Raw genomic sequence first — 22,472 nt, forward strand, 5'->3', positions numbered from 1 at the left:
TGAAAGAGGCGCGCCCGGTTGCGGCCATCCAGATCTACCTGCCAGACTTCTGGCACCGATTGGTTGACGTTGAGTACCTGTACAAACACAATTTTACCCCCGCTGGCCGTGTATCGGGGCGTCACGTCGTTGCAGCTGGCCGGCTTGCTGGAGTTGCTAGAGCCCTTAAGATGTCACAAAAAAATCCACTGTCCTTATCGGGACAGTGGACTAAATGAACATTTTATGCAAATGAGCGCCTACAACTACCGGGCGTCGGGCTGTGTCGCATTTTGAAACAAACGGGCGCGATTGTTACCCGTCAAGTCCATCTGCCATACCTCCGGCACTGATTGGTTGACATTGCTTGCGTTCACGAAAACCACTTTCGCGCCGTTGCCACTGAAGCGAGGGTAAATATCGTTGGTACCTACAGGTTTGCCCCCTCCCCCACCACTTACCTGTACAGCAGATAGAGACGCAACGCCAGTACCATCCAGATTCTGGACAAAGATCTGGGCATCCAATTGCCGCCCGGTCGGATCCATATAAGCACTTAAATCGCGCGTATACATCACTTTAGTACCTAGCAGGTTGAAGGACGGTGAATCCAGCCGTCCGGGTAAGTTACCGACCAGTTGCGTAAGGTTCGTACCATTAGCATCGAGAAGATAAATCTCAGAATCGTAGATGCTGGCCCCTACCGTTTGTATCACAATCCGGTTGATCTGGCCGTTCCAGTCGCATTCGCGGAAATTGCGGCCGCTGGGTGCCGTAGCCAGCAACAACAGGCCAGAGCCGTCGCGGTTGATGCGCCAGAGTTTGTCGTTGTTGGCAAACAGCAGCTGCGCACCATCCGGCGACCAGCAATAGGCCACCCCAAAGTTGTTGTATCCTTCCACTGGCAGCGGCGAAATCAGGCGCTGATCGGAGCCGTCGCGGTTCATGGTGTAGAGCCGGTACTGGCCGGAGGCATTGGAAGTATAGGCCACCTTATCGAGTAATGGGCTAAGGCGAGGGGAGGCTTCCACAAAAGGAGAATTGGTAAGCCGAACCAAGTTGGCGCCAGTAGCATCCGATGAGTAGATATCTGTATTGCCCCCTACCTGCCGCACATACAGGAACGCATTATCGGGGACTTCCCGAGTGCGGAAGCTCCATACATCCCCACGGACAAGCTCACCGGCTTTGTCGCGCACCGTTACTTGCCAGTAATAGGTTGTATTAAATTTCAGGCCACTAGCCACCACACTGCTGTCAGTGGAATTGGTCAGGAGTTGGCGGCGGTCGGTGGAATTGCTTTCAAACAGTGTTACGTCGCTGTACAGCACCGAATCGACTTTATCGGGGTCCGAGACCTTCCAGCGAAGCGTTAATTCCACTGGCTGGGCGGTTGCACCATCGGTGGGCCGGGGCTTGGATGGCGGATTGGGCCGGCTGTTGGCAGTAGTAGCTTTGCTCAGCGTTAGCGAAATGGGTAAAGTCTGGTTTTCGCTGACATATACGTTTGCTACTTCCTGGCGATAATCTGCCTTACGCGCCGTCACAGCCAGCGCGCCAACCGGTACGTCCGGGATGGAAAAATTGCCAGCGGCATCCGTAGTATAGGAGCTGGTGGCAGGGTTGGTAGTGATGGATACATTTGCAAGTGGCAGATTAGTTGCCCCATCTATTACTACTCCTTCTACAGCCCCATACAGTGTAGGTTCTACTGTATCTTCTTTACACCCCCCGGCAAACAGGGCGCTTACTATTAATAGACACTGGATAATCCACACTAGTGGTGTTCGGTAGGTAACAAGTGCTTTCATGGCTTAAGGCAGGCTAAGGTGGGAGAGTTCAGGGTAGGTACAGGCCAGTGATTCAGTAGGGCATCTTGTTCAGGCATCTGGCAGCAAAACCACTACAAATAGCATTATATGCTGTAAATCACTGTTTTAAATAAACATAACCTATGTATAGTATGCCGGGCAGACACAGTAGGTGTATGAATGTTAAGGTTTATTCAGACCAACTATCTATGTAATGACTGAGAACATATTATTAGCAGAATGGCCGTATCATCGGATCAATAAATGTAAGAATAATTTTAAAAATTCAGAATTTAATTCAAAAATAGTAGAATTCAAAAAATGGCAACCTGGTTATTGATCATAACCAGGTTGCCATCAGCATTTTACCATATCTACTGTGAAGCTTATGGCAGTACCCTACCTTGCTCAATGGTAAGTTGGATACCGTTGCCACGCATCTCCACACTGTAGCCGCGTGGTGCCAAGGGTGTCGATTCCAGCTGGTTGAGTGTATGGTTGTTGCCTACCTGCATGACTTCATACTTGCGGCTGTCACCTACAACGGTGCTGTTGATCTTGTTGTCGTCACCATCCTGCACCAGCTTCATTTCGTTTTTGTCGCCGGTTAGGTTTACGTTTAGCTCGTTCCGGTCACCATCCTGCGTAATGCGGGCGCTGTTGCCTTCTCCTGTCTGGGTGAAGCTGAGCTGGTTGCTAAGGCCCGCCTGCTCCACAAAAGCCGAGTTGGCCAAGATGCCGGTGTTGTTTTGCGTAATAGCGCCCTGGTTACCGGTGCCCATCTGTAGCAACGACGACACGTTGCGCGCATCGGCCTGGCTTGGTGCATTGGGTAGCCGCTCCAGGCCAATGGTTTCGGCGAGGCGCTGCTCTACACGCAGATCTTCCGGGTCGGTACGGCTTTGCGCAGTAGCTGGCAGCCAGAGGCTTGCGACACTTGCTGTGCAAAGCAGAAAAAACAGTTTTTTCATAGCCATGTCATTTTAATGCCCAAGAGGCCGGGCCTCCCTTCACAAAGAAGAGAAGACCCGGCCAATTGTGCGTTAGACACAATACCGATTAGGGGTGGTCCTGACGAACGATGGCGGCATTGCCACTGCCATCTTGCACAACTTGGCTCCACTGGTTGTTTGAACCATTGCTACCATCACCTTGGCGCGTGTCAGCAAAGTTGCCGGGAATACCAAGAATCAAACCGGTAGCATTAGTTTGCTTCTGGTGCGCGAAGTTGTTGTCGCTATCCTGGTCAATGTAGCCGTAGTTGAGGTCGCCAACTTGCTCTTGTACGGCGTAGTTGCTGTTCTGGGCATCACCAGTGCCACCTTGCTCTACGATGGCTACACCACGCCAACCGCTCTGTACCTGGTCAACATAGTTGTTACTACCATTCTGGCTAGAATAAGCGGTATTCAGACCGTTCAAAGGCGAGCTGCCAGACTGAGTCTGGTAAGCATCGTTGCCCGTACCATTTTGGTACATGTCAGCAGATTGATTGGAGCCAGTTTGACGAACTACACCATAGTTATTTAGTCCTACCTGCTCTACATACGAGTCATGGTCAACGGAAGCAGCGCTACGAAGAGTGGCAGAAATTTGAGTAGTGGTAGGAATTGCCTGGACGCTAGCAGCACGGCCTTGTGCCGCTGGGCGGGCATTAGGAGCAGACTGAGCGAAAGCGGCGCCGGTCATCAGGAGTGCAGCGGCGAGGAGTTGGATCTTTTTCATGGGGAAAAGGGGGACTGTGGGGGAGGATTAAAATTTTGTTTTACTTCTTTTTAATTGTCTCTTCCGGATAGACAATTCAAATATAAAGCACTTTTTTCATAATACAAGTTCGTAACCAAGTTTTTTATTCAAATTTTTATTCACAAAGTTATATAAAAAGCAAAACCCTTTTAATCAGCCGTTTGACTGGTTAAAAGGGCTAAGCATTATTTTGCACGGCGGCTACCTAAGTAGTAAGTAAAGCCCAGACGGGCCGCCCAGACATAGTCATTATACTTGCCGTAGTCCATATAATCGAGGTCGTCGCTCAGGTAGTAGCGGTTTTCAACACTAGCGTTCAGGCCAATACGCTGCGAGAGCAGGTACTCACCTCCTATGCCCAGCAAGGTATGTGGCAGCACCCGCCGGCTGCCGCTGGCTGCTGGCTGGTTACGCAGCGTAGCGCCCGCACCCGCCATGGCATAGGGCGTAAACCGGTCTTGCGGCAGCAAGCGCATCATCAGGCCCGCTTCGGCATAGCTGAAGTCCTGGCTGAAGTAGCGCCGGGCCGACAACTGGCCCCAGCCTACGTTCGCAAAAGAGCTCAAGAAGCCTGTTCCCCACTGGTAGCGAAGCGTGGCAGTTCCTTCCGGATCATTACGAGGGCTGGCGAAATCGCCGGAATACTGCTGCAGCGATGCCGAAAGTCCCACCCCAAAGCGACTGCGCCGCTCCGTTAGTTCGCGGCCCAGCACGTCAATGGAAGCGTTATGCTCTTTCTCCTGGAAGTAGGCGGTCATGGCCGGCCCCTGCAGATCTTCCACGTTTTTAGGCGCCCACAGCCGGTCGCGCAGGCCCTCGAAGATGAGGGCTTCCACTGATTTCTCAATAGCCTCCTTCACCGCCATTTCGCTGGGCTCGTTGTAGGTGAAGCCGGTTTCGGTTTCCAGCAGCCGCTTGAAATTCACAAACCGGAACAAGCTGGCATCTACCTGCTGCGAAAGAATAGTTTTGCTGACGTATACCGTTTTAAGCACTCGCCCATTGGACGTACTGATGGCCCGCAGATACACCGTAACACGGTCTTGGCGGTACTGGCCCGAGGCCCCGGCACCAAAATAGCGCAGGCCGGCACCGCCGGTCAGCATGTTGGCATCGTAGGAGATAATACCGCCCTCCAGCAGCACTCCCGCAAACAGCAGCGGCGGCAATGGCGACTGTCGCTGCCCGGTCTGCTCGCTATATTCAGCCCGAGTCGAACGGATGATTTTGCGCTCGTTTAGCAAATTGCCCAGGTTTTCGCGCTCAATAGGCTCAAACCAGCTGGACTCTTCCAGCGCCTTTATCAAAATGGTAGTAGCGCCCTGCGTGATGGCCGTCGAAAAGCTTGACCCATTCGCGGTAGGCTTGTATTGCCCGGTCTGGTCACGGAACTTATACACGGCCACTACCGCCTTTTCGCGGGGCTGCGGCATATTCTGGATTGCACGGGGCCGGATAACTTCGGCCCCCAAACGCGCGGGCTCGGTGGTGAGCGGCTGGTGGAAGTAGGGCGCGCAGGCACCGGTTGCCAGGAGCAGCGTGATGGCTAGGTATACTTTCCAGGTGGCGATGGTACGCATGGGGAGGTGAGGCAGTGACAGAGAGAAAATAAGTTGATGGCCGTGCGAGTGGCTAAGGGATATTGGGAATAGTGACGGTGGTCTGGTTGCCGGTGCTGGAGTCGGTAATCTGGATAACTACTCCGTTGGCACCGGGTGTCACTTCAATCTGATAGGTACCTACCGTATAGCTACCTTCCCGCACCGGCCCCGAGCCGAACTGCGACGTGATAAACCGATTGGTCAGCTGACTCAAAATCTGTCGATTAAGGTTTTCAGCAAAGCCATTAAGCGGATCGTTGGCATTGACGCCAGTGCCGGTGTCGCGAGCGGGCTCTTCTATGGTGTTCTGCGAGGTAGCAGAACTGAGCAGCCATTGGTAGTTGAAACTGTTCCCCCCGCCGAAAGACGGGTTTTTGGGCTCATAAACGAAGTCCTGCGCATGAGCCTGACTACCAGCGAGCATAAGCAGCAGGGCAGTGCATAGAGTAAAAAGAGTTTTCATAGGGAGTGGGAGTAGTGAAGCAAGAAATGGAAAGTTGTCAGTAGGTTTCTCGGCCCTTTAGTTCGCCGCGCTCCAATTGATTACTCACGCGCTGGGCTTCCACCAGATAGTCGCTGGCCAACCCTACGGCTTGGATGGCAGCTTCTTCTATCAGGTCGTACTTAGGCTGCAAGGGTATTTCGAGTAGCGTCTCATCATTCACGGCAAGCGACACCAAAGCACTGTTTCCACGAGCCGGCAGTTCCGTGATGGTGATGTTGTATTCGTTGACGCCTGGTGGGGCTTCGAAGGTGGTATAGAACACGCTATAGAAGTCACGACCAATCTTGGATATTGTCTGGTCGACAACCAGGCCTTGTGATTCTATTCCGGCAGTTTGGCGACGTTGCGTCTGGGAGGAGTCGGCCTGCAACAACATACGCAGGGCCTCTTCCAGCTTCTTGGCCGGCAATGGTGATGCATGCGATTCTTTCGCAGGTACTTCGGGCGTTTTCTGAGCATTACTACCTTCCCGCACCGGAATCCGTCGCTCGTTCTGGGCCAGCGCCGGGCACACTAGCAACACCAGCCAGATACAAAAAAAGATGCTAACTAGTTGATGAAGCCGCTGCTGCTTACGCGTAACCCGGAGCACCGATGCCGGTAAGGAGAATTGGCGTAGCATGAGTTGAGTGAAACTAGATGGATTATAAATGCTCGTTTTTCGCTAGACTGATTTTGCTAGGTGCCCAATACGCTCATTGTATAGGCAGAACGGGTCAGGATGCTAAAACCTCGGTTTTAACTGAGCTAGATGGGTAGAGCAGTTTTGCGGCATGAATGTAAATATTAAACGAAATAATACAATGATTTTTCACGATTTTAATCTATCAATAATTGAAATAATTAAAAATTAGTCGGGGCGCAGACTTTAATACCCTGTCAATCAGGCACCATGGCCGAATCCCTACGCACAAGGCCCGCCTTTACTTTTGTAAAGGCGGGCCTTGTGTATGTAAGCGGCAAGCTTGCAGGCGCCTACCCCACTACGTGCGGCACAAACTCCGACAGGTTGGTGATGAAGCCGGCGGCCCGGCGGAAGCCAATGGCGCAGCCGCTGCCGGCCCAGAACACCCCGGCCTGGTAGAAACGCTGCCGGTCATCCTGCGGGAGTTGGGCGAAGCGCTGAAAGACCTGCGTCTGCCCGGCAAACTCGCCTTCTACGCCCTGCCCGGGCTGGCCGGCATTCAGTTCCGTGACGTTCTGGCCCTCGCGGCCCAGCAGCGGCTTGCGCACACTGTGGCCGGGCAGCTCATACAGAGACGCTTCCAGAAGCAGCGGGTGCTGGGGGAAGCATTGCCAGAGCCACGCCAGAATGCCTTTGCTCTGGAAAAGCATCGTGTAGGCCGGGTTGGCAATGATAAGGTCGCGGCTCTGGAGCAGCTGCAACAAATCGGCAGTCAGCTCGGGCTCTTCGGCAGCCAGAATTTCCCAGGGCACCAGCTTGAACAGAAACCCGTACTGCTGCCATTGCTCCGGAGCCTGCTCGGCCCACACGCCCCGCTCCTCCCCTGCTACTGATACCTGCATGGCATCGACGGAGCAGATGTGCACGTGCTCGAAGCCGGCCTCCGAAGCCGCCTCGGCCACCACGGCGCAGTTGGCGGCATCCTCGGCGCTGTCGGGCAGGTGCACGAGCAGCAGGGCAGGCGGCAGGTCGGGGTTGCGCTGCAGCCACTCGGTTAGCTGGGCCTGCAGGCCTTCGAACAGGCCGTTGGCCTGCCGGTCATCGTCGGCTTGGCCGGCAGCTACCAGGCTGGCCCACTGCACCACGGCCGTTTCGGGGATGCTGGTGGCGGTGTCGGCGTTGAATTCGAGCAGCTTGGGACCTTCGGGCGTCTGGGCCAGGTCGAAGCGGCCGTAGAGGTGCCAGTGCCGGTCGTCGTTCCAGGAGTGGCGCACAGCGGGCCAGAGCAGCTCCGGAACGGCCAGCAGCTGCAGCAGCGTATCGGGAATGGGGTCGGGAATGGATTGTACCAGCAGCTCGTAGAGCGTATCGGCGGCTTGCAGCAGCGCGTCAGCGTCGGCTTCGGGGAGCTGCACGGCTTCGCGGGCCACGTAGTTCTGGCAGTCTTCTTCCACCACCCAATCCCAACCTAAGCCGCGCACGGCAGGCGTTACATCACCGGAAAGCGGCAAAAGCGAAATACTCGGCATCAGAATAAAGGCTCAATAGGTTTGAGGGAATGGACCATGCAGAGGCCGGCAGCTTGCAGAAAGCCGCACAGACCGATACCTGCTTCGGGCATCAGCCTGGCCGATACTGGCTCAAGAAATTGCCTTAGCCGCCAAAACCGCGGCTGCTGCTTCGGCTGCCAAAGCCGGAACTACGGCTACTGCTGGGCGCGGTGCTGCGCACACTGCTGCGGCTGCCGAAACCGGTGCTGCGCACCACGCTGGTGCTGGGCTGCACGCCGTTGTTGGTGCGACTGCCCGAAAAGCCCCGCCCAAAAAAGCCTCGGCCCTGGTCGCGCTGTTGCGCCACCCGGCCCCGCCAGCCGTTGTTCTGCTGCACGATGCCAGGGTTGGCATACGCCCCTACATTCGGGGTGAGGAAGCGCCCGGCCATGTAGCCAATGCCGCCCCACATGAGAATATCCATCATGCCGGTGCCACCAGCGCGGTTTTCGGGGTTCACGCGGCTGTACTCCTGCATCTGGCGCTGCAGGGCCTGGCCCTGCAGGGTGTCTACTTTGCCATCGAAGTGCTTGAGCACTGCCGCTACTTCTTCCTTGCCGGCAGGGCGCTCAGCCGTAATTTTCCATTCGCCCGGCTTCACTTCAGTCATCTCCGTGACGACGCCTTCAGAATAGGACTCGCCGCCGCCCCAGTCTTCTTGGGTGGCCGCAGTTTCGTTTTCGGAGCTACCGCCGGAACAGGCCGGCAGCAGGAGCCCCAGGCTGGTAGCAGCAGCCATCAGCAGCACGTTGCGGCGCAAGTCGCCGAGGCGGTAATAAGGCTTGTTCATGAGAAAGGCAAAAAGAAAGAAGGTGTTATGAGGGAGAAAGCGACGCAGGAGCAGAAGAGTTGCGTAGAGCCGCTACTCCCACAGCGGATAGTGCTCCAGATGCACTTCCTGCCCGAAAAATATACGCGTGCTTTCCTCAAACGACCGAGTGAAATCGGAAACGTAGAAGTGGTGCACGGGGGACGCACTACCGGGCTGCGCGGCCAACTGGTGCTCCTGCAGGTAGCGCTGCACGTGCGCCGCCACCACGTCGGACGCATCAAGAACCGCCGTGCGGCCCTGGTAGAAGTCCATAATCTGTTTTTTGATGAGCGGATAGTGCGTGCAGGCCAGCACCAGCGCCTCTATCCCGTCCAGGGCGGGGTTGGTCAGGTAGCTTTCGATGATGTTGCCGGCGATGCTGTTGTCGAAGAACCCTTCCTCAATCATCGGGGCCAGCAGCGGCGTGGCTAGGCTCTGCAGCTGCACTGCGGCATCCAGCTCGTCAATCTTTTTGCGGTACACGTTGCTGTTCACCGTTTGCTTGGTGCCAATCAGGCCCACGGTACGGCCGGCGTAGGCCTGCCCCACGTGGGCCACAATGGGGTCGATGACGTTGAGCACCCGCGCCTTGGAGCCCACGTATTCGCGCACCAGCTCGTAGGCCGCCGCCGAAGCCGAGTTGCAGGCAATGAGAATGACTTTGCACTGCTGCCTGAGCAGTAAGTCGCATATTTTGACGCTGTAAGCCTGGATGGCAGCCGTGCTTTTGTCGCCGTAGGGCAGGTGGGCGGTGTCACCGAAATAAATCAGCCGCTCGTGGGGCAGCGCGTGGGCCACCGCCCGGGCCACGGTGAGCCCCCCGATGCCGCTGTCGAATACGCCGATGGGACGGCTGGAAAGGTCTGGGTTCATATCGGCGGCAAGTAACGAGGAAGCGGGCAAACTGTTGCGGCGGGCAGCTTTCACACTACTGCCAATTTCCTATCTTCCGACTTCGTACCGCCCTTCTGCCCCTGCGTATGAGCACTATTCTGGCTGAAATTGACCGGGCCCTGGTGGCCTTCGATTCTTCCCGCGGCCGCCCCGTGGCCATCGAGCTGGGCGAGCGAAAATACACGCAGCTCATCCTGGACGTAGCCCACCTGCACGCCGACGGCGGCGAGCTGACCCACAACACCGGCCGCCCGCTGGCCTACCGGGGCCTGGAAATTCTGCGCGACGACCTGCACGTAGACCGGGTACTGGTGATATAATGCAGAAGTGAATACTGAGTAGTGAGTATTAAGTACTGAGTACCGAGTATTGAGGCTTCATTCAATAATTGACCGGCGAAGTCTCACTACTAACTACTCAATACTCGGTACTCACTTCTGCAAAGGCTACCTTTGCGGCATGAATCTGCTTTCCGCTGAGAACCTTTCGAAGAACTATGCCGACCGGTGGCTTTTCCGGGACCTGAATTTTGGCTTGCTGCAGGGCCAGCGCGTGGCCTTTGTGGGCATCAACGGCACCGGCAAAACCACGCTCATGCGCATCCTGGCCGGCCTCGAGCAGCCCGATACCGGCCTGGTGAGCACCCGCAAGGGCATCCGGGTAACGTATCTGGGCCAGCAGCCGGTGTTCGATGAGAGCCTGACGGTAGAAGAAACCATCTTCGCCAGCCAGAACGACACGCTCAAGGCCATCAAGGAGTACGAGCACGTCGTGAACGACCCCGACCACAAGTCCGACGACCTGCAGCGGGTGCTGGAGCGCATGGATGCGCTGAATGCCTGGGACTACGAGGCGCAGGTGCAGCAGATTCTGAGCCGGCTGGGCATTCTGGGCGAGCTGCTTAACCGCAATATCAGCATGCTCTCGGGCGGGCAGCGCAAGCGCGTGGCGTTGGCCCGCGTGCTCATTGAGGAGCCCGACGTGCTGCTGCTTGACGAACCAACCAACCATCTGGACCTGGCCACCATCGAGTGGCTGGAAAACCGCCTGTCGTCGCCGAGCCTGACGCTGCTCATGGTGACCCACGACCGTTACTTCCTCGACAGCGTAGCCAACGAAATTGTGGAGCTCGATAAGGGCCAGATGTACCGCTACCAGGGCAACTACGCCTATTTCGTGGAGAAAAAGGCCGACCGCGAAATGCGGGAAACCGTGGAAGTGGAGAAGGCCCGCCAGCTGTTCAAGAAAGAGCTGGACTGGATGCGGCGCATGCCCCAGGCCCGCGGCACCAAGCAAAAGGCCCGCATCGACGCCTTCTACATCACGAAGGAAAAAGCCAGCACCAACCTGAGCAAGACGCAGGTGGAGCTGAGCGTGAAAACCACCCGCCAGGGCGGCAAAATCATCGAAGCCAGCCACCTGAACAAGAAGTTCGGCGACAATGTGGTGCTCGACGATTTCAGCTACGTCTTCAAAAAGAAAGACCGGATAGGCCTCGTGGGCCCCAACGGCGCGGGCAAATCCACGCTGCTGAACATGCTTACGGGCAAGCTGGCACCCGATTCCGGCACTATTGAGGTGGGCCAGACCACTGTGTTCGGCTACTACACCCAGACCGAGCTGGAATTCGACCCCAGCCAGCGCGTGATTGACATTGTGAAGGAAGTGGCCGAAGTGGTGGAGCTGGCCAACGGCGACGTACTGACGGCCAGCCAGTTCCTGAGCTTGTTCCTGTTTCCGCCGGCCCAGCAGTACACGCTGGTCAATAAGCTGAGCGGGGGCGAAAAGCGCCGGCTGCAGCTGCTGCGCGTGCTCATCAAGAACCCCAACTTCCTGATTCTTGACGAGCCCACCAACGACCTGGACCTGGGCACGCTCAACATCCTCGAAGACTTCCTGCTGCACTTCAGCGGGTGCCTGCTTATCGTCAGCCACGACCGGTACTTCCTCGACCAGCTGGCCGAGCACCTGTTTGTGCTGGAACCCGGCGGTGCTGTCCTCAACTTCCCCGGCAACTACACCGACTACCGCGAGTACCTGGCCGAGCGCGAAACCGAAGCGACCCTGGAAGCCGAAGAAAAAGCCGCTAAAGCAGCCCGTGCCGCGGCCAAAACTGCCGTAGCGGCCCCCGCCCCAGCGCCCGTAGCAGCCCCTGCCCCACCGAAGCGCAAGGCCAGCTTCGCCGAGAAAAAGGAGTACGAAGCCTTGGAAAAGGAACTGGCGCAGCTCGAAACCACCAAGCAGCAACTGATTGAGAAGCTCAACGCCGGCTCCGGCTCCCACACCGAGCTGGCCGACTGGGCCGCGCAGCTCAAGCGCACCGACGCCGACCTCGACGCCAAAGGCGAGCGGTGGCTGGAGCTGGCCGAATTCATCTAGCCGCCACCCATCGCCTACAAACCGCAACGGCCCTTCCTGAACCTGTCAGGAAGGGCCGTTGCGGTTTTAGCATTGGCAGGTTGAGCAGAAGTTTAGGAATCGAAAATCGATTTTTCGTCCTGCAGAGCTTGCCCCAATAACCTTAATACCCAGCAGCGGTGCTGGTGGCCGAAGCGGTGGAGTACGTCCCCGGCCTTTGGGTGAAATCGAACACCACCGGGCGGGCGTTGATGAACAGCACCAGCCGCAGCCGGCGGGCGGCATCGGTACGCGGGAAATGCACCTGGCCCACCACGTATTCATTGGATTGGAGCACCGTTTTGCGCAGAATCACGGCTTCCAGGTGCTGCCGGCGGCCGCTGAGCTCGTCGGCCTGCTGGGCGTGGGTTTCGCGCTGCTCGGCAAAGTAGGCTTCGTCGTCGGCGTGGCGCTGGTCGCGCTCGGCAATCTGCGCGGGCGTTTCGGTCTTTTTGATGGAGGCAATATCCTCAGTGATATTCGCCGCACTGCTCAGGATTTCCAGCCAGCTGCCACTTTCTGCCTTGGAAGCTTCCTTGTTGAGGCGGGCCGTGAGCTGCTGCAGCGTAGCCTCGGGATTGAGGGCCATGATGCGGGTGAGTGGCAGCGCCGGGGCAACCGGGGCAGCGGCCACTGCAGAGTCGGCCGTTTGGGCCGTGGTGGCCGTATCGGTTGGCGCATAGTCGGGCACGTAGTAGAACGTTTCCGGCAGAATTTCCACCGGCCGGCGCGCATCGTTCCCGATTTCGACCTCGAATACCAGCTCCTTTTTATCGTAGCGCAGGAAGCCGAGCTTCACCTCCACGCTGTCGGGGTGGTAGAGGCGGCTGGTGGGGTGGCCGTTTGCGCCGGGCCCACTGGACTGCACGGGCTGCATGGCCAGAAAGGCCGAGGAGCTGCAACCGGTGAGCAACACGGCCGAAGCGGCCAGTAGCGTAGAAAGACGCATAAAATAGAAAGGTTGGGATAAGCCAGGAGAAGATAAACCGCAGGAACGGCTGGCTAGTAGGCTGGCTGGCGGCTGCGCAGCTGGCTGTAGCTGAGTGCCAGCGGCTGCGCCCGCAAAGGCAGAGAAAGCCGCAGAATATCGGCCTCGTCGGTGCGCGGGAAGTACACGTAGCCCCGGATGCCCTGGCCCGGCAGCAGCGTATTTTTGCGCAGCAGGCGGGCTTCCACGTCCTGCTTCTGGGTCTGGGCCTGCAGCGCGGCCGAGCTGTGCTCCAGCCGGTGCAGCTGCCCGTATTCCGGCGACGCCAGCACCAGGGCCCGCTGCGATTCACGCACATTGTAGACCACGGCGGCCACCAGGCCATCGAGCTTCTGCTCGGGGTTGATGGCCTTCACCGCGCCCGGAAAGTAAGGCATATACTCCTGGCCCTGGTGCAGCGTGGTGGCTACGGGCGTGTAGCTGAACTGCTCCGGGGCCACCAGCACCGCCCGCTCTGACTGGTTTTGAATGTCGAGGTCGAAAACCAGCGCGTTGCCTTCATAGCGCACAAACCCCAGACTCACCTGCAGGCTGTCCTGCCGCACTACGGACCGCTCGTGGCCATCTTTCCAGGTGCCGCTGCCCTGGTTGGGTTTCAGGGCCAGATAGGCGGTGGGGGTGCAGGCCACCAGCAGCGAAGCCGCGGCCGCCAGATAGAGTCGGGTTGTTAGCATAAGATGAAAGGATAGTACCGAGAAAAAACCGCTGCTACCGGGCCTTATTCTACAGATCGGTGGGCAGCGCAGCTTCTCCCGCAGCATTTGTGCCAAACTGCCACACCCGCCGCACCACCGCCAGCGGGATGGGCCCGAAAACGTGGGCAAAATGCTGCTGCCGGCTCTCCACCCACTCCCGTTCTATGCGCAAGCCGGCCGCTGCCATTGCCTCTTCATCCAGCTCCAGCAGCCACAGGTCGGAGCGGTGGGCATAGTAGCGGCGGGCCGTTTCCAGCACCTGATGTAGCTCCGAGCAGTGAATGAATCCTTCCAGCATCAGGTCGGGGCTGGCGAAAGAGCCGGTTTGCTGGGCATGCTGCCAGTCGGCGGGTTCGGCAATTCGGTAGAGCATAGTGAAGTGCTGGTTTTTTGGTGGGTGATGAGTGGCCGGCAGATTAATATCGCAGCAAAAAAAAAGGCTCATGCTGAAGCACGAGCCTTTTGTATTCAATGATGGAGAAGATGCCCTGAATGCATCAGCCCACCAAAAATCAGCCCATTAGCTGGCCTTCCAAAGCTCCTGCTGCACGGCTTTGCCCACCGTGAGCATGATGCGCGTAGGGTTGGGGATGAGCGTGATACGGGCTTCTTTACCGGGATATTTTTCCGAGTCCACCCACACGCCTTCCTTGGGTGAGGGGGTGCCGCCGGTGCTGGAGGGCAGGTAGGCGGTGGGCAGCAGCACGTCGGTATCGGAGCTGAGGTCGGTGTGGACCTTGTCCAGGGCGGCTTCGAGGTAGGTACCGTATTCTTCGTTGAAGTCGTCTTCCAGATCGTGCAATTCCTCTTCCACGTCGTCGTAGCGGGCATCGTCATACGCCATGTCGTGCAGGGCCTGCTTTTTCTCGATCAGCGTAACGAGGGTGCGGTTCAGCTCTTCCAGATTCATAGGGGTAAGGCGTAGGGTTATGCTGCAAAGGTGGAGAGTATTCGGCAGTTTCGTGCGCGGTTCCTGCTCCCGCCTCAATTTTACGAAGAAAGCAGCTATTCCGTCTTCCCCCAAATGTAGCGCTACCGGCCCTGCCGGCGGGTGGGGGCCAACCACTTCCGGCCGCTTACAACGCCCCGCCGGAACCCCGGCCTCCGCAATGGGCGTTGGCTACCACAGAATCATTTCCCTCAAAAACGTATTTTTACCCACGCATCCCACCCAACCCTTCCTGCCCATGCAAACGATGACCTCGCCCGAAGTACAGGCCCACCCTGCCCACGACTTTCTGCCCCTCAACGGTACCGACTATCTGGAGTTCTACGTCGGCAATGCCAAGCAGTCGGCCTACTACTACCAAGCCGCTTTCGGCTTCGAGCTGGTGGCCTACTCGGGCCCCGAAACCGGCGTGCGCGACCGGGCCAGCTACGTGTTGCAACAGAATAAAATCCGCTTCGTCCTCACCACGTCCCTGCTGCCCGACTCCGACATCACGCGGCACGTGGCCCAGCACGGCGACGGTGTGAAGGTGATGGCGCTGTGGGTGGACGACGCCCGCAAATCCTTCGAGGAAACCACCAAGCGCGGCGCCAAAGTGGCGTTTGAGCCCTACACCATCGAGGACGAGCACGGCTCCGTGACCATGGCCGGCATCTATACCTATGGCGAAACGGTGCACACGTTTGTGGAGCGCAGCAACTATACCGGGCCGTTTCTGCCGGGCTTCGTGGCCAAAACCAGCGGCGTGCCCCAGGGTGCGCCCGTGGGCCTGCAGGTGGTAGACCACTGCGTGGGCAACGTGGGCTGGGGCGAGATGAACCAGTGGGTGAAGTTCTACGAAGACGTGATGGGCTTTAAGCTGCTGATAACCTTCGACGACGACGACATCAGCACCGAGTATTCGGCGTTGATGAGCAAGGTGGTCAGCAACGGCAACGGCTTCGTGAAATTCCCGATCAACGAGCCCGCCGAAGGCAAGAAGAAAAGCCAGATTGAGGAATACCTCGACTTCTACCACTCGCCCGGCGTGCAGCACATGGCCCTCATCACCAACGATATCCGCACGACCGTAACGGAGTTGCGCCGCCGTGGCGTGGAGTTTCTGCAGGTGCCTGCCACCTACTACGACGACCTGCTGGACCGCGTCGGCCACATCGACGAAGACCTCGACAGTATCCGCAACTTGAACTTGCTGGTAGACCGCGACGAGGAAGGCTACCTGCTCCAGATTTTCACCAAGCCCGTAGAAGACCGCCCGACCGTGTTCTTCGAAATCATCCAGCGCAAAGGCGCCAAGAGCTTCGGCAAAGGCAACTTCAAGGCCCTGTTTGAAGCCATTGAGCGCGAGCAGGCGCTGCGCGGCAACCTGTAGCCAGCCTTGTTGCTACGACATAGACCGGCCAGCCCTGTGGGGCGGGCCGGTCTTTTTTATGCGGCTCTTTATCCCGAACTTTCTGATGGCGGTAAGGGCCAGGTGCCGAAGATGGCGCCGGAATGCCTGAGGCGCTTGTGGCTTATTTTTCCCTGGCTGGCTATGCAGTTTCATCAGTTTGCTCCACCCAAACAGCTTCAAACCCACGTCCGGTTTTTATGGGCGCTGGATGCCCCCGGCACCGGGCCCAACCTGCTGCGCACAATTGCCGACGGTTGCCCCGGCCTGGTGTTTCAGCAAGCCGCGCCCGGCAGCATCCGCGACGAAACCAATAAACCCTGGCCCACGCTGCTGCTCTACGGCCAGGCCACCAAGCCCAGCACCGTGCACGCCCCCGGCCCCTTCCGGATGGTGGGCGCCTGCTTCCACCCCAGCGCCGTGCCGGCCCTGTTTGATGTGCGGGCCGACGAACTGACTGACACGTGCCTGGACGCCGATCTGCTGCCCACCACCCACCGTTCCCTGTGCCAGCAATTGCTGGGAAGCTCCTCGCCCACTGCGCAAACCAACCTGCTGGCGGCGCATCTGCTGGCCCGGCTCCGCACAGCCCACCACCCGCCCGATGCCGGGGTGCAGCAGGCGCTGGCTTGTATTCTGGGTTCGCAGGGCACTGTTTCCTTGCCGCAGCTGCGGCAGCAGATGCAGCTTTCGGAGCGAAGCCTGCAGCGCCGGTTCAAGTACCACGTAGGCGTTTCGCCCAAGCTATTCTCCCGCATCTGCCGCTTTCAGGCCAGCCTGGCCCAGTTGCGCGCGGCCCACTACGAGAAGCTGTCCGACCTGGCATTTGAACACGACTACGCCGACCAGTCGCACTATATCCGCACCTTCAGGGAGTTCACCGGCATTTCGCCCCAGCAATACCGCCGGCAAACCCGCGACGCCCTGGAAAACTTTTCGGAGTTGGCGTAAGGTGTCGGTTTTGTTCTATTCAGAGGGGAGTAGAACCGCGTGCTTTGGTAAAAAAAACCAAGCACTATGCAACTCCTCATCTTCGGCGCCACCGGCGGCACAGGCCGCCAGCTGGTAGTACAGGCCCTTGCCGCGGGCCATACCGTCACGGCCTTTGCCCGCTCATCGGCCAAGGTAGCCACCCAGCACCCCAACCTACGCGTCGTGCAGGGCGACGTACTTTCCTATCCGGCAGTGCTGGCTGCCATGGCCGGGCAAGACGCCGTGCTGTCGGCGCTAGGGGCCCCAGCCCGACAGAAAGACGATTTGCGCTCGGCCGGCACCCGCAATATTCTGCAGGCCATGGAGGCCACCGGCGTGCGCCGCTTCATCTGCCTGACCACCATGGGCATCGGCGACAGCAAAGCTCTGTTGCCCTTCTCCTACAAGTACCTCCTTGTGCCGCTGCTGCTGCGCCACGCCTTTGCCGATTCGGAGCTGCAGGAGCAGTACATCCGGCAAAGCCCCGTCGAGTGGACTATTGCCCGGCCAGCCACGCTCACTAACGGCGCCCGCACCGGCCACTACCGGCACGGCTTCCCGGCCACAGAACGGGGCCTGAAAATCAGCATCTCCCGCGCCGATGTGGCGGATTTCATGCTCCAGCAGCTGCACGAAACAAAGTACCTGCGCCAAACGCCGTGTCTTTCTTACTAACCCTTATTTAGGAGCTGATGCAGACTAATTCCATCATTCTTGGGGCAGCTACGGGCACTACGGGCCTGATAGCCGGCTTATTCTACGGCTTTTCCGTGGCAATAAACCCTGCTTTTGCGCGCCTGCCAGATGCCTCATATATCGCTGCTATGCAGAATATCAACCTCATCATTCAGAATCCGGTGTTCGGGCTCAGCTTTTTTGGGGCGCCGCTGTTGCTTCCGGCAGCAGCGCTAGCCTACCGGCGTGTCGGGGTGCGGCAGTTTCGCTTCTTAGCGGTAGCTTCAGCCGTTTATCTGGCGGGCAGTTTTGGCGTGACGATACTGGCTAACATTCCGCTAAATGAACAGCTTGCGGCCTTCCCGCTGCACACGGCCTCTGATAGCCAGGCAGCTGACGCCCGGATGCACTTCGCCCGGCCTTGGAACCGTTGGCATACGGTGCGCACTGTTGCCAGCACTATAGCGTTAACTCTCGCTATTGCGGCTTGCCTGGTCCCAAAGCCTGCTCTCCTTCACCAGGCGTCGTAGTCTTCGTATCCCGAAGTTTTGGCTAATGGAGAAAACCATGGGCTGCGGTTTCCTCCTATTCCCAGCTACTGCCTGTTACGGCTCGTCCCCACTCCCAAATATATATCGGCTAACAATCTGTGGCCCTGCAACGCTTTCTAGGTGTTTTGCAGGGCCACTCCCGTTTCCCACGAAAACCTGTTTTCTTTACCGCCCGTTCTCCTCTTGTCTCCTTTCCATTTTAGTACCGATATGGCCCTCACCCCCGAAATTCAGCAACGCATCAGCACTTGGCTCACCCCACACTACGACGCCGATACTCAGACGGAAATTCGGCAGCTGCAGACTGATAACCAGGACGATTTCCTGTCGGATGCTTTCTACCGCAACCTGGAATTTGGCACCGGCGGCCTGCGGGGTATTATGGGCGCGGGCTCCAACCGCATGAACCGCTACACGCTGGGCATGGCCACCCAGGGGTTGAGCAACTACCTGCTCCAGCAGTTTGCAGGGCAGGAAATCAAAGTGGCCGTGGCCCACGACTCGCGCAACAACAGCCGCGCCTTTGCCGAGCTGGTGGCGGGCATTTTCTCGGCCAATGGCATTACGGTGTACCTGTTTGAGGCGCTGCGGCCCACGCCGGAGCTGTCGTTCACGATCCGGCACCTGGGCTGCCAGAGCGGCTGCGTTATCACGGCTTCGCACAACCCCAAGGAGTACAACGGCTTCAAGGTGTACTGGAAAGATGGCGCCCAGGTGGTAGCCCCGCACGACAAGAACATTATCCGGGAAGTGGAAGCCATCCAGGGCGTGGAAGAAGTGAAATTCCAAGCCGATACCACGCGCATTCACAGCATCGGGGCCGAGGTGGATGCCGCCTACCTGGCTAAGGTGAAGGAACTGAGCATCAACCCCGCCGCCATCCAGCGTCAGCACGACCTGAAAATCGTATTCACGCCGATTCATGGCACCGGCATCACGCTGGTGCCGCAGGCGCTGGCGCAGCTGGGCTTCACCAACGTATCGGTGGTAGAAGCCCAAGCCACCCCCGACGGCAACTTCCCCACGGTGCTGTCGCCCAACCCCGAGGAGCAGGTAGCTATGCAGATGGCCCTCGACCAGGCCAAAGCCCTCGACGCCGACATCGTGCTGGCCACCGACCCCGATGCCGACCGGGTGGGCATTGCGGTGAAGAACACGCGCGGCGAATGGGTGCTGGTGAACGGCAACCAGACGGCCGCCCTGCTGACCTATTACGTGCTGTCGGCGCGGCAGCAGGCCGGCAAAAAAACCGACAAGGACTTCATTGTGTACACTATCGTGACCAGCGAAGTACTCGGCGACATTGCCCGCTCCTACGACGTGCAGAGCTACCAGACGCTCACCGGCTTCAAGTACATAGCCGGCCTGATCCGGGAGTTGGAAGGCGAGGCCAACTACGTGGGTGGCGGCGAGGAAAGCTACGGCTACATGCTCGGCAACTTCGTGCGCGATAAGGACGCCGTATCGGCCTGCGCCCTGCTGGCCGAAATGGCCGCCGTGGCCAAAGACAACGGCCACTCGCTCTACGAGGAGATGACGCGCATGTACGCCCAGTACGGCCTGTATAAAGAGCACTTGATTTCGCTCACCAAAAAAGGCCAGCGCGGCGCCGAGGAAATTCAGGAAATGATGGCCGGCCTGCGCGCCACGCCGCCCGCCACCATTGCCGGCCAGCCCGTGGTAGAGCTGCGCGACTACAAAACCGGCCTCATCCGGGACTTGCGCACCAACCTGGAAACGCCCACCGGCCTGGAAAGCAGCAACGTATTGCAGTTCATCCTGGAAGACGGCAGCAAGATTTCGGCCCGTCCTTCGGGCACCGAGCCAAAAATCAAGTTCTACTTCAGCGTGCGGCATCCGCTCAAGTCGCACGTCGATTTCGAACTGGCCGAACGCCAGGCCCAGGAGAAAATTCAGGCCATCATCGAAGACATGCAGCTGAAGTAAGCTTCAGCCACTTCTTGGCAAGCCGGCCCCGACTACGCCCGTAGTCGGGGCTTTTTGTTGGCAGGAAACCGGCCGACCACAGAATATTACTGACCACCGGAAAAATCCGCGTTGTTTTTTAGCGAATACCGCTGCCGGGTCAAGCAGCCACCCTAGCGGATCAGGCGCTGAAACCTATGCCGCGGCGTGTGCAATAAGCGTACAGCACACTGGCAAAACAGCCGTTTGCAGCTTCCCAGGCCATTTTGTCGGCTTGTATTTGCTGTTGACTGCCGCTAGATTTGGGTGTAGCCCCAATGGGTTCCGGAGTCATATGGCCACTGGCTGGCTGGCTTCCCTCCTTTCGGCATCATGGCTGCCTGCGCTGGCGGCCTCGTTATTTTGAGTGAGAAAGTGAGGCAAACAGGACGGGGTTTCCCCGTCCTGTTTCTCGCTGGCTTGCTGCTCATGCCGCTCCTTATATATGCGTTATTTACTGAAGGACCGCCGGTGCAGCGGGCAGCTGATACGCTGTTTGCTACTGCTGCTGCTGCTGGGCAGCGAGCTGCTGACGCAAACTGCCATGGCCCAGCCCCTGAGCATGCTGCATACCCAGGGCACCGCCCTATTGGATGCCAAAAACCAGCCCGTCGTGCTGCGTGGCATCAATGTGGGCGGCTGGCTGCTGCAGGAAAGCTACATTCTTCGAACCGATTCGTTGAACGCGCAGTGGCGCATTCAGCAGGCCATGCTGCGCAGCATGCCCGAGGCCGACGTGGAGGACTTCTACCGCCGCTACCGGGCCGGGTTCGTTACCAAAGCCGATATCGACTTCGTTGCCCGGCAGGGCTTCAACTGCGTGCGTCTGCCGTTTCATTACGACCTGTTTCTGACCACTGCCCAGCGCCGCGCCCGTACCCGCGCCCTGCAGAACCCGCGCAACATTGAGGCCTACGTGCAGTCGCTCAGCACCTGGTACGACCAGAATCAGCTGTTTACGGACACGAAAAACCTGGAAGGCTTCCGGCTGATTGATGACGTGCTGCGCTGGTGCGCCGCCAACAACCTCTACGTGGTGCTGGACCTGCACGCCGCGCCCGGCGGCCAGGGCGCCGACCGCAACATCAGCGACTGCCTGGTGCCGCTGGACTTGTGGAAGCGCCGCGACGCTCAAGGCCGCCTGATCTACCAGGATCTGACCGTGCGGCTCTGGCAGCAGATTTCAAAGCGCTACAAAAACGATGCGCGCGTGGCGCTCTACGACTTCATCAACGAGCCCAACGGCATGACCACCGCCAACGGCCTGGCCGGCGACAACTCCGAGCTCAGCGCGCTCTACAGCCGCCTGATTGACGTGGTGCGTGACCAGAACGACCAGCACGTGGTGCTGCTGGAAGGCAACGGCTACGGCAACGAGTACACCAACCTCACGCCCGACAAGCTGCGCACGCCGCACAAAGCCAACCTCATGTACAACGCGCACCGCTACTGGTGCCCGAATGAAGCCGAGGCCGGCGACCCCAATCCGTTACAAATCAACCTTATCCGCAACCTGGCGGCCTTCCGCAACCAGTGGCAGGTGCCGGTGTGGGTGGGCGAAACCGGCGAAAACTCCAACGAATGGTTTGCCGCCGCCGTGCAGGAGCTGAACCGGCAGAACATCGGGTGGTGCCACTGGACGTTCAAGCGGGTGGACGGCCGCACCAGCCTGCTGAACGTGGCCCGCTACGGAAGTGTGCTCACAGAAGCCGGCCGCGCGGCGCTGCTGCGCAACAGTGAGTTCAGGAATTGCACCGTAAATACCGATGTGGTGGCTGCCCTTACCAAGCCAACTGCTGTCCCCGCTGCCTTCGTACCGCACCCGCTGCCCGGCACCATTCAGGCCGCCGACTACGACCTGGGCCGCCTGGGCCACGCCTACTCCGACACTTACGCCACCCGCACCGACTACCGCAACCACGCCCCCCACAACTCCGGCGAGGCCTACCGCAACGACGGCGTGGACATTGAAGCCGTGACGGATGCTGCCTCCAAGGGTTTTGCGGTGAGCCACATGGAAGCCGGCGAGTGGCTGAGCTACACCGTGACTGTACCCCAAACCACTTCCTTCGCTGTGCAGCTGCGCTTACAAAACCCGGCCGCAACCACCGCCCAATTACGTATTAAACTAGATGGCCAGCAGGCTGTTGGAACCATAACCGTGCCTGGTGGTAGCAGTTGGCAGACGTTGCCCGCCGGCAACGTGCAACTTTCGGCTGGTACGCACACGGTGAAGCTTTCCGTGGAGCAACCCGGTGCCGTGGTGAGCTGGCTACAATTTGTGCCCCTGGTCGGCCCTCGCTGAGCCCCACGAATACGGGAGTTTCTTTAACTTAGAGATTCCCATGCCTACCCCCGCCCATTTTTC

Annotated in this window: 21 protein-coding genes; 8 read left to right on the forward strand and 13 right to left on the reverse strand. The window is 58.6% G+C overall.

Going from position 1 to position 22,472, the window contains the following annotated elements; genetic code table 11:
- Positions 1-245: 245 nt before the first annotated feature.
- From O3303_RS08415 to murI, 9 genes are all read right to left on the reverse strand, one after another.
- A complete protein-coding gene (locus O3303_RS08415; RefSeq protein ID WP_269561613.1) occupies positions 246-1,790 on the reverse strand; it encodes a carboxypeptidase regulatory-like domain-containing protein in 1,545 nt (514 codons plus the stop codon).
- Positions 1,791-2,176: 386 nt separating this feature from the next.
- A complete protein-coding gene (locus O3303_RS08420; protein WP_269561614.1) occupies positions 2,177-2,761 on the reverse strand; it encodes a hypothetical protein in 585 nt (194 codons plus the stop codon).
- Between the two features lie 88 nt (positions 2,762-2,849).
- Complete coding sequence (locus O3303_RS08425) at positions 2,850-3,515, reverse strand: hypothetical protein (RefSeq protein WP_269561615.1); 666 nt, start codon at positions 3,513-3,515, stop codon at positions 2,850-2,852.
- 206 nt (positions 3,516-3,721) lie between these two features.
- Positions 3,722-5,116 (reverse strand): CsgG/HfaB family protein, encoded by a 1,395-nt coding sequence (locus tag O3303_RS08430; RefSeq protein WP_269561616.1) that lies wholly within the window; start codon positions 5,114-5,116, stop codon positions 3,722-3,724.
- A 52-nt stretch (positions 5,117-5,168) separates the two neighbouring features.
- Positions 5,169-5,600 carry a curli production assembly/transport component CsgF gene (locus O3303_RS08435; protein WP_269561617.1) on the reverse strand — a complete coding sequence of 144 codons (432 nt, stop codon included), beginning with the start codon at positions 5,598-5,600 and terminating at the stop codon, positions 5,169-5,171.
- A gap of 37 nt (positions 5,601-5,637) precedes the next feature.
- Positions 5,638-6,264: a CsgE family curli-type amyloid fiber assembly protein gene (locus O3303_RS08440; protein ID WP_269561618.1), complete on the reverse strand. Its 627-nt coding sequence runs from the start codon at positions 6,262-6,264 to the stop codon at positions 5,638-5,640.
- 353 nt (positions 6,265-6,617) lie between these two features.
- Positions 6,618-7,778, reverse strand: coding sequence for a glutathionylspermidine synthase family protein (locus O3303_RS08445; RefSeq protein WP_269561619.1), 1,161 nt, complete (start codon positions 7,776-7,778; stop codon positions 6,618-6,620).
- A 142-nt stretch (positions 7,779-7,920) separates the two neighbouring features.
- Complete coding sequence (locus tag O3303_RS08450) at positions 7,921-8,607, reverse strand: Cj0371 family chemotaxis-regulating polar lipoprotein (RefSeq protein ID WP_269561620.1); 687 nt, start codon at positions 8,605-8,607, stop codon at positions 7,921-7,923.
- A gap of 72 nt (positions 8,608-8,679) precedes the next feature.
- Complete coding sequence (murI, locus tag O3303_RS08455) at positions 8,680-9,501, reverse strand: glutamate racemase (protein ID WP_269561621.1); 822 nt, start codon at positions 9,499-9,501, stop codon at positions 8,680-8,682.
- Positions 9,502-9,608: 107 nt separating this feature from the next.
- Here murI and O3303_RS08460 point away from each other — a divergent pair, with 107 nt between their 5' ends.
- Positions 9,609-9,842 (forward strand): hypothetical protein, encoded by a 234-nt coding sequence (locus tag O3303_RS08460; protein WP_269561622.1) that lies wholly within the window; start codon positions 9,609-9,611, stop codon positions 9,840-9,842.
- 139 nt (positions 9,843-9,981) lie between these two features.
- The gene (locus tag O3303_RS08465) at positions 9,982-11,901 is read left to right on the forward strand and encodes an ABC-F family ATP-binding cassette domain-containing protein (RefSeq protein WP_269561623.1); all 1,920 of its coding nucleotides are present in this window, start codon (positions 9,982-9,984) and stop codon (positions 11,899-11,901) included.
- 142 nt (positions 11,902-12,043) lie between these two features.
- On the opposite strand, the gene O3303_RS08470 is transcribed toward O3303_RS08465, so the two are convergent.
- The 4 genes from O3303_RS08470 to O3303_RS08485 form a co-directional block, all read right to left on the reverse strand.
- Positions 12,044-12,868: a hypothetical protein gene (locus O3303_RS08470; protein WP_269561624.1), complete on the reverse strand. Its 825-nt coding sequence runs from the start codon at positions 12,866-12,868 to the stop codon at positions 12,044-12,046.
- Between the two features lie 53 nt (positions 12,869-12,921).
- Positions 12,922-13,581 carry a hypothetical protein gene (locus tag O3303_RS08475; RefSeq protein ID WP_269561625.1) on the reverse strand — a complete coding sequence of 220 codons (660 nt, stop codon included), beginning with the start codon at positions 13,579-13,581 and terminating at the stop codon, positions 12,922-12,924.
- 49 nt (positions 13,582-13,630) lie between these two features.
- The gene (locus O3303_RS08480; protein WP_269561626.1) at positions 13,631-13,975 is read right to left on the reverse strand and encodes a DUF952 domain-containing protein; all 345 of its coding nucleotides are present in this window, start codon (positions 13,973-13,975) and stop codon (positions 13,631-13,633) included.
- Between the two features lie 147 nt (positions 13,976-14,122).
- On the reverse strand, positions 14,123-14,512 hold the full coding sequence (locus tag O3303_RS08485; protein ID WP_269561627.1) for a hypothetical protein: 390 nt from the start codon (positions 14,510-14,512) through the stop codon (positions 14,123-14,125).
- Between the two features lie 277 nt (positions 14,513-14,789).
- On the opposite strand from O3303_RS08485, the gene hppD reads away from it, so the two are divergent.
- The 6 genes from hppD to O3303_RS08515 all read left to right on the forward strand — a co-directional run bounded on the left by hppD (position 14,790) and on the right by O3303_RS08515 (position 22,409).
- Positions 14,790-15,923 (forward strand): 4-hydroxyphenylpyruvate dioxygenase, encoded by a 1,134-nt coding sequence (hppD, locus tag O3303_RS08490; protein WP_269561628.1) that lies wholly within the window; start codon positions 14,790-14,792, stop codon positions 15,921-15,923.
- 162 nt (positions 15,924-16,085) lie between these two features.
- The gene (locus O3303_RS08495; RefSeq protein WP_269561629.1) at positions 16,086-16,892 is read left to right on the forward strand and encodes a helix-turn-helix domain-containing protein; all 807 of its coding nucleotides are present in this window, start codon (positions 16,086-16,088) and stop codon (positions 16,890-16,892) included.
- A gap of 66 nt (positions 16,893-16,958) precedes the next feature.
- Entirely contained in the window at positions 16,959-17,588 is a 630-nt protein-coding gene (locus tag O3303_RS08500; RefSeq protein ID WP_269561630.1) for an NAD(P)-dependent oxidoreductase, read from the forward strand.
- Between the two features lie 17 nt (positions 17,589-17,605).
- Positions 17,606-18,118 (forward strand): anthrone oxygenase family protein, encoded by a 513-nt coding sequence (locus tag O3303_RS08505; protein ID WP_269561631.1) that lies wholly within the window; start codon positions 17,606-17,608, stop codon positions 18,116-18,118.
- Between the two features lie 231 nt (positions 18,119-18,349).
- The gene (locus O3303_RS08510) at positions 18,350-20,086 is read left to right on the forward strand and encodes a phospho-sugar mutase (RefSeq protein ID WP_269561632.1); all 1,737 of its coding nucleotides are present in this window, start codon (positions 18,350-18,352) and stop codon (positions 20,084-20,086) included.
- A 463-nt stretch (positions 20,087-20,549) separates the two neighbouring features.
- Complete coding sequence (locus tag O3303_RS08515) at positions 20,550-22,409, forward strand: cellulase family glycosylhydrolase (protein ID WP_269561633.1); 1,860 nt, start codon at positions 20,550-20,552, stop codon at positions 22,407-22,409.
- Positions 22,410-22,472 lie beyond the last annotated feature (63 nt).

This window comes from Hymenobacter canadensis (genome assembly GCF_027359925.1).
GTDB classification, from domain to species: domain Bacteria; phylum Bacteroidota; class Bacteroidia; order Cytophagales; family Hymenobacteraceae; genus Hymenobacter; species Hymenobacter canadensis.